Annotated in this window: 13 protein-coding genes, 1 tRNA gene and 1 pseudogene; 8 read left to right on the top strand and 7 right to left on the bottom strand. The window is 63.8% G+C overall.

Annotated features, from left to right (window positions below):
• Positions 1-56: 56 nt before the first annotated feature.
• Genes DNK34_RS06620 through DNK34_RS06605 form a run of 4 tightly spaced genes read left to right on the top strand, consistent with a single transcriptional unit; the run spans position 57 to position 5,057 of the window.
• The gene (locus DNK34_RS06620) at positions 57-878 is read left to right on the top strand and encodes an ABC transporter ATP-binding protein (protein ID WP_131173924.1); all 822 of its coding nucleotides are present in this window, start codon (positions 57-59) and stop codon (positions 876-878) included.
• A gap of 13 nt (positions 879-891) precedes the next feature.
• Positions 892-1,881 carry an ABC transporter substrate-binding protein gene (locus DNK34_RS06615; RefSeq protein WP_131173923.1) on the top strand — a complete coding sequence of 330 codons (990 nt, stop codon included), beginning with the start codon at positions 892-894 and terminating at the stop codon, positions 1,879-1,881.
• 7 nt (positions 1,882-1,888) lie between these two features.
• Complete coding sequence (locus tag DNK34_RS06610; RefSeq protein ID WP_131173922.1) at positions 1,889-2,638, top strand: ABC transporter permease; 750 nt, start codon at positions 1,889-1,891, stop codon at positions 2,636-2,638.
• Positions 2,639-2,687: 49 nt separating this feature from the next.
• Positions 2,688-5,057, top strand: a complete 2,370-nt coding sequence (locus DNK34_RS06605) for a PHP domain-containing protein (RefSeq protein ID WP_131173921.1) — start codon at positions 2,688-2,690, stop codon at positions 5,055-5,057.
• Positions 5,058-5,249: 192 nt separating this feature from the next.
• On the opposite strand, the gene DNK34_RS25975 is transcribed toward DNK34_RS06605, so the two are convergent.
• The 4 genes from DNK34_RS25975 to DNK34_RS06590 form a co-directional block, all read right to left on the bottom strand.
• Entirely contained in the window at positions 5,250-5,405 is a 156-nt protein-coding gene (locus DNK34_RS25975; protein ID WP_411269292.1) for a type II toxin-antitoxin system YafQ family toxin, read from the bottom strand.
• A complete protein-coding gene (locus tag DNK34_RS25970) occupies positions 5,386-5,523 on the bottom strand; it encodes a type II toxin-antitoxin system YafQ family toxin (protein WP_411269291.1) in 138 nt (45 codons plus the stop codon). Before DNK34_RS25970 ends, DNK34_RS25975 begins: the two co-directional genes overlap by 20 nt.
• Entirely contained in the window at positions 5,523-5,786 is a 264-nt protein-coding gene (locus DNK34_RS06595; protein WP_131173920.1) for a type II toxin-antitoxin system RelB/DinJ family antitoxin, read from the bottom strand. Before DNK34_RS06595 ends, DNK34_RS25970 begins: the two co-directional genes overlap by 1 nt.
• A 237-nt stretch (positions 5,787-6,023) precedes the next feature.
• Positions 6,024-6,877 (bottom strand): IS5 family transposase gene (locus tag DNK34_RS06590; protein ID WP_131173919.1). Its coding sequence is split into 2 segments (ribosomal slippage): positions 6,024-6,535 and positions 6,535-6,877, totalling 855 coding nucleotides; the frame shifts between segments, so codons are not numbered across the junction.
• A gap of 59 nt (positions 6,878-6,936) precedes the next feature.
• On the opposite strand from DNK34_RS06590, the pseudogene DNK34_RS06585 reads away from it, so the two are divergent.
• The 3 genes and pseudogenes from DNK34_RS06585 to DNK34_RS06575 all read left to right on the top strand — a co-directional run.
• Positions 6,937-7,176, top strand: a pseudogene (locus DNK34_RS06585) (tyrosine-type recombinase/integrase); the annotation flags it as partial.
• Positions 7,177-7,247: 71 nt separating this feature from the next.
• Positions 7,248-7,526, top strand: coding sequence for an antitoxin of toxin-antitoxin stability system (locus DNK34_RS06580; RefSeq protein WP_131173918.1), 279 nt, complete (start codon positions 7,248-7,250; stop codon positions 7,524-7,526).
• Positions 7,523-7,807 (top strand): type II toxin-antitoxin system RelE/ParE family toxin, encoded by a 285-nt coding sequence (locus tag DNK34_RS06575; protein WP_131173917.1) that lies wholly within the window; start codon positions 7,523-7,525, stop codon positions 7,805-7,807. The genes DNK34_RS06580 and DNK34_RS06575 overlap by 4 nt, the downstream gene beginning before the upstream one ends.
• Before the next feature lie 93 nt (positions 7,808-7,900).
• Here the strand turns inward: DNK34_RS06575 and DNK34_RS06570 are convergent.
• From DNK34_RS06570 to DNK34_RS06560, 3 genes are all read right to left on the bottom strand, one after another.
• Positions 7,901-7,990 (bottom strand) — tRNA-Ser (locus tag DNK34_RS06570).
• A 112-nt stretch (positions 7,991-8,102) separates the two neighbouring features.
• Positions 8,103-8,558 carry a GNAT family N-acetyltransferase gene (locus DNK34_RS06565; protein ID WP_131173916.1) on the bottom strand — a complete coding sequence of 152 codons (456 nt, stop codon included), beginning with the start codon at positions 8,556-8,558 and terminating at the stop codon, positions 8,103-8,105.
• Between the two features lie 395 nt (positions 8,559-8,953).
• Complete coding sequence (locus tag DNK34_RS06560; protein WP_131173915.1) at positions 8,954-9,700, bottom strand: helix-turn-helix domain-containing protein; 747 nt, start codon at positions 9,698-9,700, stop codon at positions 8,954-8,956.
• Between the two features lie 258 nt (positions 9,701-9,958).
• Between DNK34_RS06560 and lon the strand changes: the two genes are divergently transcribed.
• Positions 9,959-12,346 (top strand): endopeptidase La, encoded by a 2,388-nt coding sequence (gene lon / locus DNK34_RS06555; protein ID WP_131173914.1) that lies wholly within the window; start codon positions 9,959-9,961, stop codon positions 12,344-12,346.
• Positions 12,347-12,558 lie beyond the last annotated feature (212 nt).

Below are 12,558 nucleotides of genomic sequence, written 5' to 3'. Positions count from 1 at the left end.
TATTAATACGTATTATGCCAACCACACCTATTGTAAATGACCTGACGTGACTTGCCATGTCCTCTACCGCCGCCACAACCGCCTCTGCCAGCGATGCCCTCAGCGTACAGGCCGTGGACTTCGCCTACGCCAACGGCCACAGCGTGTTCCGCAACTTCAGCCTGAGTGCGCGCCAGGGCGAGTTCGTGGCCATTCTCGGGCCATCCGGGTGCGGCAAGACCACCCTGCTCAACCTGCTCTCGGGCTTCCAGCAGCCCCAGGCCGGGCAGGTGCTGGTCAACGGTGCACCCACCCGGCCCGAGTTGCCGGAGCTGGGCTACGTGTTCCAGAGCCCGCAGCTGTTCCCCTGGTTGAGCGCCCTGGAAAACGTCCGCTTCGGCCTGCGCATCGCCGGCCAGCACGACGAACGCCAGCAGCGTGAACAGGCCCTGCGCTACCTGCGCCTGGTCGGCCTGGAGAATGCCGCCAACCACCTGCCGCGCCAGCTTTCCGGTGGCATGCAGCAGCGGGTGTCCCTGGCCCGCGCGCTGGCCCTGGAGCCCAACGTGCTGCTGATGGACGAGCCCTTCGCCGCCCTCGATGCGATCAGCCGCGCCAGCATGAATGAAGAAACCCTGCGGCTGTGGGCCGAACTGGGCCAGAGCGTGCTGTTCATCACCCACGACATCGACGAAGCGGTGTTCCTCGCCGACCGCGTGGTGCTGCTGAACATCGCCCCTGGCGGCATCCACAGCGAGCTGGCCATCGACCTGCCGCGCCCGCGCAACAACCTGCAGACCCGCCGCCTGCCGGCCTTCCTCGATTACCGCAACGAACTGATGGGCCGCATCGCCGAGGTCATGGCGCAGTCGCCCTTCCTGCTTGACCCCTCCACCTGACAACGAGCCTGACATGATCAAGAAACTGCTTGTGCCTGTCGCCCTGGCGGCAACCTCCTGGCTGGCTGCAGCCAACGCGGCGGAACCGCTGCGCATCGGTTACGTGTTCGCCATGGCCAACGCGCCCGTGCTGATCGCCGAGAAACAGGGCTACTACCGGGACGAAGGCCTGGAGGTGGACGTCAAGGCCCTCGGCGATGGCCCGGTGATCCAGCAGGCCCTGGCGGCTGGCGAGCTGGACGTGGCCTATGTCGGCACCCCGCCGGTGTACCAGTGGTACGCACGCGGCCTGAAGAGCGTGATCCTGGCCAAGGTCAACTACGGCCAGGCCGCGGTACTGGCCGGCAGCCAGAGCGACATCCACACACTGGATGAGCTCAAGGGCCGCAAGCTCGCCGGGGTGAAGAAAGGCAGCGGCATGGACGTGCTGCTGCGCGGCTACGTGCTCAAGGAGCACGCCGGCCTCGACCCGGACAAGGACCTGGACATCATCGACCTGCCGCCCGGCAACATGAACGCGGCGCTGGAGCGGGGCATCGTCGACGCCGCCTTCTCCTGGGAACCCTTCGTCAGCCAGGCGCTGCTGCGCGGCTCGGCCCGGCTGCTGCTGGATGTCAACCAGGCGCTGCCCGAATACCCCTGGTACGTGGTGATCGGCCTGCCGCGAACCCTGCACGAGCGTCCCGACGACGTGGTCAAGCTGCTGCGTGCCCACCGCCGCGCCATCGACTTCCTCAACCAGCAGCCGGAGCAGGCCAACAGGATCATCGCCGAGGCCTTCAAGCTGGAAACCATCCAGCGCCCCGACGGCAGCCAGGCCAGCGGTGAACAGATCGTCGCCGAAGCGCGCCAGCGCCTGGGCTGGTCGGCCGAACTCAAGGAGCAGGATCTGCAGTTCATCCAGCGCCTGATGGATTACTCCAGCGCATTGAAATTCCTCGACGCCCAGGTCGCCCTCGACGACCTGGTGGACACCTCCTACCTGCAGAAAGCCGCGCACTGAGCCTGATATGAAGTTGCCGACACCCCACTGGGGCTGGGCCTCGCTGCCCTTCCTGCTGCTGGTCTGGATCGCCCTGGCCAGCCGCTTCCCCAGCTATGTGCTGCCGCAGCCGTGGCTGGTCGCGGCCGAAGCCCTGCGCTGGATCGAAGACGGCTCGCTGTGGCAGCAGTTCAAGGCCAGCGCCCTGGAAGAGCTGGCCGGTTTCACCTGCGCCGTGCTGGTGGCCGTGCTGCTCGGCACCGCGGCGGGGATGTCGCGGCACTTTCGCGACTTCATCGCGCCGCTCAACAGCCTGTTCATGGCCATCCCGCCGATCGCCTGGGCGCCGTTGATCCTGATCGTGTTCGGCTTCGGCTTCTTCTCGATCGTGCTGGTGATCTTCATCGCCGCGGTGTTCCCCATGGCGGTGACCATCCAGGAGGGCGTGCTGGGCATTCGTGACGGCGAAGTGCGCGCCGCCCGCACCCTGGGCGCCAACCGCCGGCAACTGCTCTGCTACGTCTACCTGCCGGCGTCGCTGCCGTTTCTCACCGCCGCCCTGCGCATCGGCTTCAGCCAAGGCTGGCGGGCCCTGGTCGCCGCGGAAATGATCGGCGCGTCCCAGGGCATCGGCTGGATGGTGTCCATGGGCGGGCAGATCGGCAACGCCAGCCAGGTGCTGCTCGGCATCGCCATCATCGGCCTGCTCGCCTGGCTGATGGAGAGCCTGGTGTTCCGCCGCATCGAGCGTCACTACCAATCCTGGCGCGCGGCCTGAGCGGCGCGCGCCCCTAACGTTTTCACATTGCCACGCATGAGGTAGCACCGTGACCCAGACCTTCGATCCCAAGGATGCCGGCCACTACATCGCCCCCACCGGTCTGTACCAACGCAACAAGGCGCGCCCGTTCCTGGGCAGCATCCGCTGCGACCGGCAGACCCTGACCGCCGGACAGTGGGACGAGATCACCTTCGTCTACGAGGTGGGCGCCAGCGGCCTGGCCGACGGCGCCTGGCTCAAGCTGGCGTTCAAGTTCTACTCGGACTGGGCGCTGTTCCAGACCAGCGACCCGAGCGCCGCCAACTATGTCAGCGTCGAGTACCAGGCGGGCGAGCTGGTGCCCGGCCAGAGCCCGGCCACCGTCCAGCACCTCAAGGCGCGCTTCGACCAGAAAGGACACGAGCGCCCGTTCCAGAAAGCCATCCTGATCGACATCGTCGACGGCTACATCAACCCCGGCGACCGCATCATCATCCGCCTCGGCGATCGCCGCCAGGGCGGCCCGGGCACCCGGGTACAAAGCTTCGTCGAGAAGGACTTCCGCCTGCGCCTGTTCGTCGACCCGCTGGGCAGTTCGAAATTCGCCGAGGTGCCGGGCGACCTGCTGCTCGATATCGTGCCCGGAACACCCGAGCGCCTGCAGGTGATCGCCCCGCGCTTGGTCGGCCAGGATCAGCCGTTCGATATGCTGGTGCGTGCCGACGACGCCTGGGGCAATACCTGCCGTGGCCTCGCCCTGCAAGGCGAGCTGCTGCTCGACGGCCCCGATGGCAACAGCCTGCGACTGCCCTTCGAGCTGGCCAACGAGGGCTGGGCAGTGGTGCGCCTGCCGGCCATCGCCCTGGCCGAGCGTGGCGAATGGTCGATCCGCGCCTTGGCGAACGACGCCGGCATCCAGCCGGCACAAGCCTACGTCAACGTCGATGCCGCACTGACCGGCCTGCGCCCGCTGTATGCCGACCTGCACGTGCATTCGGATGACACCGTCGGCACCAACGACACCCTCTACAACCTCAGCTATGGCCGCGACGTCGCCGGCCTCGACGTGCTGGGCTATACCGCCAACGATTTCAACATCACCGAACAACGCTGGGACGCCGCCGTGGCGCTGATCCACGAACTCAACGAGCCGGGGCGCTTCGTCTGCTACCCCGGCACCGAATGGTGCGGCAACTCCTGCGCCGGCGGCGATCGCAACGTGGTGTTCCTGCACGACGGCAAACCGGAATTCCCCTTCGACAACCAGGGCCGCCTGGTGCGCTCCTTCGAATGGAACGAATTCACCGCCGGCACCATTAGGCCCGGCGCCTGGCCCGTCGACGAACTCTACGCCGCCTACGCCAACAACCCCGAAGGCCACCTGATGATGCCCCATGTCGGCGGCCGGCGCTGCAACCTCGACTGGCACCACCCGGAGCTGGAACGATTAGTTGAAGTCGGCTCGGCCTGGGGCCAGTTCCACTGGGTCTACGCCGAAGCCCTGCAACGCGGCTACCGGGTCGGCGCCGCCGCCAACAGCGACGAACACCAGGGCCGTTGCGGCGGCGGCGTACCGGCGACCGCCGTATTCGGTTCGCGCGGCGGCCTGACCGGGGTGATCGCCGAGTCCTTCGACCGTGCCGGCGTCGGCAAGGCTCTACGCGCCCGGCACACCTTCGCCACCACCGGCGAACGCAGCTACGCCCTGCTCCGCCTTGGCGAGCACCTGATGGGGGATGTGCTCACGGCCCAGCCCAGCGACTCGCTCGACTACCGCCTGCTGGGCGACAGCGGCTGGGAGCAGATCGACCTGTTCAGGGGCGAACAACGCATCTGGTCGCGCAACCTGCATCGGGAAGCAGGGCTGTCTTCGCGGCATATCCGCTTGCGCCTGGGCGGCGCGCGCATCAAGGATCGTTATCGCGGCGCCTACTGGAGCGGCGAGATCAGCATCACCGGCGCGGTGATCAACGGCTTCCACTTCCTCGGTGCCGACCACCCGGAGCAGACCGTGTGGCGCAAGAACGCCACCACCCTGACCTTCCGCACCGACACCAACGGCGATATCGACAGCCTGGAAATCGAACTGTCGGAACTGGCCAGTGCCCGTATCAGCCTGACCAGCCGCGTCGACAGCTACATCAAGGTCGGCGACCCGCTGACGCCACAGCCCCACGTGCACGCCCCGACCGTCAACCTGGAAGTCACCGGCGCCCAGTTGCTGGAACGCAGCGAGGCAGTGGAGCAATTGGCCGGCGCAGAGCTGCAAGTCTCCCTGGAACAAGTAACCGACCAGCCGCTGCCCCGTGACGTGCAAGGCCGTATCGAACTGGCCGACCTGGCACTGGAACAGGGCCGTGAACACCCCCTGTTCATCTGCGCTCGACAGCGCGATCAGTCCCGGGTGTGGACATCCGCTGTGTTTGTCACGCTGTAAACGCTGACCCCACAAACACGAAGCCCCGATTTCTAGCTGAAATCGGGGCTTCGTGTTTTTCATATGGCGGGAAGCATAGGGTTTGATGCCCGTTTTTAGTCGGTTTCGATGCGTCACAGTGCGTGCCAATGTGTGTGATTTACTGGGCCTCAGCGTGTTGGTTCATGGCTATGCGGCACAGTGTTTTCGACACTACTTGTTGAAAATGTCGGCGTGCGTCCCTGTCCTGGCCAGCTGCAGTTCGTCGCCTTCCACTCGGTAAATCAGTAACCAGTCCGGCTCGATGTGGGCATCGCGAAACCCCTTCCAGTTGCTCTTCAGCGGGTGGTCAAGGTAGCTGCTTGGCAACGGGCTGCTGGTTCACCAGCAGGTTCAGTAGCGTTTTTAGCTTGTCCATGTCCTTGCCGCGTTTCTGCGCCAGTTTGAAATCTTTCCTGAAGGCGCTGGACGGTACAAGCGTCAGCATCAGTCGCTCAGCTCATCGAATAGCGCACCCACCGATCTGACCTTCTTCTTGCCCTTGCCCGCGATCAACTCGGCCATGGCGTTGGCGGTGGCTTTGTTCGGGGTGCGGTCGTAGGGCAGATCCTGGCCAGCCGCGATCTGCGTCATCATCAACCGGATGGCTTCGGAAATGCTCAGGCCGGATTCTGACAAGCGCCGGGCTGCGGCTTCTTTGGTGGCGGTATCGATCCGCGCACGGACAACGGTATCGGCGGTGGTTGCCATGGAATGGCCCTCCTGCGTAATGTAGCTACAATTGTAGCTACAGAAGACCAGTGCCGCTATCGATTTCTCGTATTCAGGTTGATCTGCGCCTTGCAGTTCCTATGCTCGACGCTTCCTTTCGCATAAGGGCAATAGTCACTTAGCTTGGGATCTGCCTTACCCACGACAACGATCTGCTGTTTCTTCGGCGGCGCCTTAGCTGGCTCTCTCGGAACCGGTGTAGACGGCACAACGTTCCTAGGGTTTGTCTGAAAAGTCGACGCGCCAGCATCGATCGATACAGGCCAGGGTCACCATGGCTTTGAAGCTGCTGGCTAGCTTGTCGAAACGGGTGCAGAGCCTGCGCTTTTCCTTGAGCCAACTGAACAGGCGTTCGATCGCATTGCGCTGCCGGTACTGAGATCGATCAAAGAGTCGAGGCAGTCCAGGACGTGGCTTGCGATGCATCTTGCGTCGAGCAATGACAGGCTGGATACCGACACGGCCGCAGTGACGCCGCAGCGCTTCGCTGTCGTACCCCTTGTCGGCCAAGATACGACGGCAACGCTTGCGTGGTCGCCCCTTGCCCCCCGGCAGCCGCACCTGTTCGAGCAACGCGATGAAGTGCTGCGAGTCGGCCTGCTGCCCTGGCGACAGCGTAAAGCTCAGCGGAAATCCTTGCGCATCGCAGAGCAGATGAAGCTTGGTGCCCAACCCGCCACGACTGCGGCCCAACGCATGGTCTAACGGTTCGTCCGGCCCCCCTTTTTTCCGCCTCCCGAGGCGGCGCGTGTGGCGCGAATCGTGGTGGAATCGATCATCCAGGTGTCCAGATCCAAATAGCCATCCTGGCGAAGCTTCAGATGCAGACGAGCCAGAACGCGCTCGAAGGTACCGTCGTCGCGCCATTGCCGAAAGCGCTGGTAAACCGTCTTCCAAGGGCCATAGCGCTCGGGTAGGTCACGCCATTTGGCGCCCGAGCAGAGAATCCAGAAGATGCCATCGAGCATTTGCCGATCATCACGGCGTGGGCGCCCCATCTTCTGGGGCGGAGAAACGATGTCTTCGATCACTGTCCAACGTGCATTAGAAAGCGCGTACCGCCCCGTCATGCCTACCTCCGCTTGCCATTGCGGAGCCAGGCTAGCAAATACGACTTTTCAGACAAACCCTAGTCTTGCCTGCGGGTCAGGCTTCCCACGTCCTGCGACACACGTTCGCCAGTCGCTTCGTGATGAACGGTGGAAACATCCTGACCCTGCAGAAAATCCTAGGCCATCAATCGCTGGCTATGACCATGCGCTATGCCCACCTCGCTCCTGATCACCTGCAGGACGCCGTTAGATTCGGGCCTGTTGGTGACTATCGCCGCTTTATCGACCTGATCACACCAGCTCCCCTCTATTGCTGACAGTCTCTGAGTCTTGGCTTAAAATGCCTGAAAACGTATATACGTCGTACACACGACCAAAGGTAACTGTCATGGCTAAAGAAGCGGTATTCAACCTGAAATTGGAGCCTGAGCTACGCGACGGATTCATGGCCGCAGCCCAAGCTGCTCACCTCCCGGCCTCCCAGGTAATGCGTGACCTTATGCGCGATTACATTCGCCAGCAGCAGCAAGCCAAGGCGCATGATGAATTCGTTCAGCGCAAAGTGGCTGTTGCTAGAGCCTCGGTCGATGCTGGCCGTGGCCGATCCAATGAAGAGGTAGAAGCCGCATTCGCTGAACGCCGTGCCAAGGCTTTGGGCCACGAATGAAGGTCATCTGGACGCCCGAAGCTGAGCAGGATCGTTTGGATATATGGGACTACATTGCGACAGATAACCCTCACGCAGCCGTGCGTATGGATGAGTTATTCAGCGCCGCTGCAGCATCCCTGAAAGCCTTTCCCGATAAGGGGAAATTAGGGCAGATCGTAGGGACCCGCGAACTGATCCCTCACGAAAATTATCGGCTTGTCTACCAGACTGAGAATGACGCGGTATGGATTCTGGCACTGGTGCATGTCGCCAGAATGTGGCCCCCGCTCCAGGGTTAGGCGACAAGCCAAGCTGGCTTTCGACAGATGGTAGGCCCTGAAAAGCAAAAGCCCCCGAAACTCTATGAATTTCAGGGGCTTAGGCTTGAGATATGGCGGGAAGATAGGGATTTGAACCCTAGGTACCATCGCTGATACAACGGATTTCGAATCCGTCCCGTTCGGCCACTCCGGCATCTTCCCAGGCGGCGCGCATGATACCAGCTGAAATCGCTTTGGCGAAGCCCGCCTGGCGATTTTTTTCGCCTGCTTTCAATTGCTTGGGCTTTTCGCTGTGTCGCAGGGGCGGTTGTGGTCAGGCCGGGCGGCGCATGCCGATGTGGGGAATGCCGTCTTCGAGATACTCGCCGGTCTCCGCCACGAAGCCGTAACGGCCGTAGTAGCCCTGCAGATGGGCCTGGGCGGAGAGGTAGATCGGCCGGCTTGGCCAGCGCTGGGCGCAGGCTTCCAGGGCCTGGCTCATCATCTCGTGGCCAAGGCCGGTGCCGCGGACGCTGCCGGCGGTCACGACGCGACCGATGATCACCTCGCCCTGGTTCAATGCCGGATCGAGCAGGCGCAGATAGGCCACCAGTTCATCGCCCCGCCAGCCCAACAGGTGGCAGGTATCGCCCAGCAGGTCGAGGCCGTCGACCTCCTGATAGGGACAGTTCTGCTCGACGACGAAAACGCGGGTGCGCAGCATCAGTGCAGCGTACAGCTGCGCCTTGCTCAGGTCGGCGTGGGGTTTGAGGTGCCAGGTAATGGACATGATCGGCTCGCGGGATTTGACTGAGGCTGAGCAGCAGGCCGCAGACTTTAGAGGAGCCGACCGTGATCGGGTAGTCCCAGGGGCGCTGCGTCCAGCGCCAAGCCTGGCGAGATGTCTCGCGGCAACGCGGCTTGCGCTGAAACGGCAGCAGAGCCTAGTGTCGTGTCGACCATGAAATGTCGGACTCCGTGGATACCATCTTGATCCCCGCCGTTCGCAATCAGGGTTGGAGCGTCGACCCCGGCGCGATGCGCTGGCGGCCATGCTGCAAAAACGCGCGATGGCCACGATTCGCCGCGAGGGCGCGGCTCCTACACGAATGTGGCCATGCTGCACGCTTATTGCTGAAGCCCGTGTAGATACCGTGCGACCGACATTTGATCTGCGTCGCGACACTAGCCGCGCAATCGCTTTGGCGTAAGCCCCAGATAGCGGCGCATGGCCGTGGTGAGCGCGCTCTGGCTGGAGAAACCACATTCTTCGGCAATGCGAATCAGCGGCAGGTTGCTCTCGCGCAGCAAGCGCGCAGCACGGTCGAGGCGGGCCTTGAGCAGGTACTGGTGGGGCGTGAGGCCGACGCTGTCCTTGAACTGCGCATGGAAATGGCTGGGGCTCAGGCAGGCCACATGGGCCAGCTCGGCGACACTGATGCGCCGCGCCAGGTGCTCGGCGATATAGCTGTCCAGCCCGGAGATATCCAGCGAGCCATGGGCACGTCCGGACTGCTCGCCGAACAGGCGCAGGTGCAAGGCACGCAGCAATACGCCGCCCAGGGAACGGGCCAGCAGCGGGTCGCTGCCATAGCGCTCCAGCTCGGCGCCGGCATAGCAGAGCAGGTGCTGGAAGTCGACATCCAGTTGCGGGTAGCGCGGTGTGTCGAACAGGTGGCCGAGCAGTTGCAGGTCCTCGCTGGACATGTCCTGTTCGTCGAGGTCGACGATCAACATGCGGTTATCGCCGATCCCGGCGAACTGGTGGTCGGCGTCGCCCGGCACCAGGCACGCACGCATGCGGCACACTTCTCCGCCACGGCCCACGACCTCGAACTCGGCGCGCCCCGACACCGACATCACCAGTTGATGGTGGTCGTGGGTATGTTCGTGGGCCTGATCGTCCAGGCGCATAAGACGGGCGTTGAGCATGGATCCGCAACTCGAAGAGGCGAAGCCCGCACTCTACCGCTTTGCCCGGCAAAACTGTATGCCCGACGACAGGCGGAAGCGCCGCTCGCGCCCGGCTCCCGCGGCGCGGGCCTGGGCCGGGCTGCCCTGCCAGCGCCGCGGCACCATGGCTGCAGCGACACGGCCCGTTACCGGCGAAGACGAGAGGACAAGGAAAAAATGTTTGAAAAAAGCCGGCAGCCCCCCATCTAAGGCTTAACGTGAAATCACAGGTGCCGCATGAACGAAGCGCAAGATATCGAAATCGTTTCCGAGCAGAACAGCCACGGCCTGATGCTTCCTGGCCAGCATCTGCCGGACAAGCTGTATGTGATTCCGATCCACAACCGGCCGTTCTTTCCGGCGCAGGTGCTGCCGATCATCGTCAACGAGGAGCACTGGGCGGAAACCCTGGAGCTGGTGAGCAAGACCGAGCACCGCACCCTGGCGCTGTTCTATGTCGACCAGCCGGTCACCGACCCGCGCCATTTCGATACCTCGAGCCTGCCGGAGCACGGTACCGTGGTGCGCATCCACCACATCAGCCGCGACGACGGCAAGCTACAGTTCGTCGCCCAGGGCCTCAACCGCGTGCGCATCCGTGGCTGGCTCAAGCACCATCGCCCGCCCTACCTGGCCGAGGTCGACTACCCGCGCAACGCCAACGACTCGCGTGACGAGGTCAAGGCCTATGGCATGGCCCTGATCAACGTGATCAAGGAGCTGCTGCCGCTCAATCCGCTGTACAACGAAGAGCTGAAGAACTACCTCAACCGCTTCAGCCCCAACGATCCATCGCCACTGAGCGATTTCGCCGCCGCCCTGACCACCGCCCCGGCCAAGACCCTGCAGGAAGTGCTCGACACCGTGCCGATCCTCAAGCGCATGGAGAAGGTGCTGCCGCTGCTGCGCAAGGAAGTGGAAGTGGCGCGCCTGCAGAACGAGCTCTCCGCCGAGGTCAACCGTACCGTCGGCGAGCACCAGCGCGAGTTCTTCCTCAAGGAACAGCTGAAGATCATCCAGCGCGAGCTGGGCATCACCAAGGATGACCGCAGCGCCGACGTCGAACAGTTCAGCCAGCGCCTGGAGGGCAAGACCCTGCCCGAGCAGGCGCGCAAGCGCATCGACGAGGAACTGAACAAGCTGTCGATCCTGGAAACCGGCTCGCCGGAATACGCGGTGACGCGCAATTACCTGGACTGGGCCACCAGCGTGCCCTGGGGCGTGTTCGGCAAGGACAAGCTCGACCTGCACCACGCGCGCAAGGTGCTGGACGACCACCATGCCGGCATGGACGACATCAAGGAACGCATCACCGAGTTCCTCGCCGTCGGCGCCTTCAAGGGCGAGATCTCCGGCTCCATCGTGCTGCTGGTCGGCCCGCCCGGCGTGGGCAAGACCAGCATCGGCAAATCCATCGCCGAGTCCCTCGGCCGGCCGTTCTACCGGTTCTCCGTCGGCGGCATGCGTGACGAGGCCGAGATCAAGGGCCACCGCCGCACCTACATCGGCGCCCTGCCCGGCAAGCTGGTGCAGGCGCTCAAGGATGTCGAGGTGATGAACCCGGTGATCATGCTCGACGAGATCGACAAGATGGGCAGCAGTTTCCAGGGCGACCCGGCCTCGGCGCTGCTGGAAACCCTCGACCCGGAGCAGAACGTCGAATTCCTCGACCACTACCTGGATATGCGCCTGGATCTGTCCAAGGTGCTGTTCGTCTGCACCGCCAACACCCTGGATCCGATCCCCGGCCCGCTGCTCGACCGCATGGAAGTGATTCGCCTGTCGGGCTATATCACCGAGGAAAAACTGGCCATCGCCAAGCGCCACCTGTGGCCCAAGCAACTGGAAAAGGCCGGGGTGTCGAGCAAGCAGCTGTCGATCAGCGACAGCGCCCTGCGCGCCCTGATCGAGGGTTACGCCCGCGAGGCCGGCGTACGCCAGTTGGAGAAGCAGCTCGGCAAGCTGGTGCGCAAGGCGGTGGTCAAGCTGCTCGATGACCCGGACACCAAGGTCAGGATCGGCGCCAAGGACCTGGAACAGTACCTGGGCATGCCGGTGTTCCGCAGCGAGCAGGTGCTTTCCGGCGTCGGCGTGATCACCGGCCTGGCCTGGACCAGCATGGGCGGCGCCACGCTGCCGATCGAAGCCAGCCGCACCCATACGCTGAACCGTGGCTTCAAGCTCACCGGCCAGTTGGGCGATGTGATGAAGGAGTCGGCGGAAATCGCCCACAGCTACGTCAGCTCGCACCTCAAGCAGTTCGGTGGCCAGGCCAACTACTTCGACGAGGCCTTCGTCCACCTGCACGTGCCCGAGGGCGCCACGCCCAAGGACGGCCCCAGCGCCGGCATCACCATGGCCAGCGCCCTGCTGTCGCTGGCGCGCAACCAGGCGCCGAAGAAGGGCGTGGCCATGACCGGCGAACTGACCCTGACCGGCCAGGTGCTGCCCATCGGCGGCGTGCGCGAGAAGGTCATCGCCGCCCGCCGGCAGAAGCTCTTCGAGCTGATCCTGCCCGAGGCCAACCGCGGTTCCTACCAGGAACTGCCGGATTACCTCAAGGCAGGCATCACCGTACACTTCGCCAAACGCTTCAGCGATGTGGTCAAGGTGCTGTTCGACTGACAACGGATGGCTGGCACCCGCAACGCCGGTGTCGATTCGCCATCGCGGTCGCGAGCAAGCTTGCTCCTACGGAGGCTTTGGATGCCCACATCCGATGCTCGGCCGCCTGAAAGACCGTAGGAGCCGGCTTGCTGGCGATGCGCTTTCACTCGCGACGCCGGTATGGATTCCCCATCGCCGTCGCGAGCCAGCCGGCTCCCAAGGGGTATCTG

The sequence above is a fragment of the Phytopseudomonas dryadis genome, assembly GCF_004327355.1.
In the GTDB taxonomy this organism is placed as follows: Bacteria; Pseudomonadota; Gammaproteobacteria; order Pseudomonadales; family Pseudomonadaceae; genus Aquipseudomonas; species Aquipseudomonas dryadis.
Note: the sequence above shows the minus strand (reverse complement) of the source record. Positions and strands in the feature narration are given on the sequence as shown.

What these genes read in the sequence shown, in the direction of transcription:
- DNK34_RS06615 (WP_131173923.1), top strand. Translation starts at nt 892, where the DNA reads ATGATCAAGAAACTGCTTGTGCCTGTCGCCCTGGCGGCAACCTCCTGG.
- DNK34_RS06610 (WP_131173922.1), top strand. Translation starts at nt 1,889, where the DNA reads ATGAAGTTGCCGACACCCCACTGGGGCTGGGCCTCGCTGCCCTTCCTG.
- DNK34_RS06580 (WP_131173918.1), top strand. Translation starts at nt 7,248, where the DNA reads ATGGCTAAAGAAGCGGTATTCAACCTGAAATTGGAGCCTGAGCTACGC.
- DNK34_RS06620 (WP_131173924.1), top strand. Translation starts at nt 57, where the DNA reads ATGTCCTCTACCGCCGCCACAACCGCCTCTGCCAGCGATGCCCTCAGC.
- DNK34_RS06575 (WP_131173917.1), top strand. Translation starts at nt 7,523, where the DNA reads ATGAAGGTCATCTGGACGCCCGAAGCTGAGCAGGATCGTTTGGATATA.
- DNK34_RS25970 (WP_411269291.1), bottom strand. Translation starts at nt 5,523, where the DNA reads ATGCTGACGCTTGTACCGTCCAGCGCCTTCAGGAAAGATTTCAAACTG.
- lon (WP_131173914.1), top strand. Translation starts at nt 9,959, where the DNA reads ATGAACGAAGCGCAAGATATCGAAATCGTTTCCGAGCAGAACAGCCAC.
- DNK34_RS06560 (WP_131173915.1), bottom strand. Translation starts at nt 9,700, where the DNA reads ATGCTCAACGCCCGTCTTATGCGCCTGGACGATCAGGCCCACGAACAT.
- DNK34_RS06595 (WP_131173920.1), bottom strand. Translation starts at nt 5,786, where the DNA reads ATGGCAACCACCGCCGATACCGTTGTCCGTGCGCGGATCGATACCGCC.
- DNK34_RS06565 (WP_131173916.1), bottom strand. Translation starts at nt 8,558, where the DNA reads ATGTCCATTACCTGGCACCTCAAACCCCACGCCGACCTGAGCAAGGCG.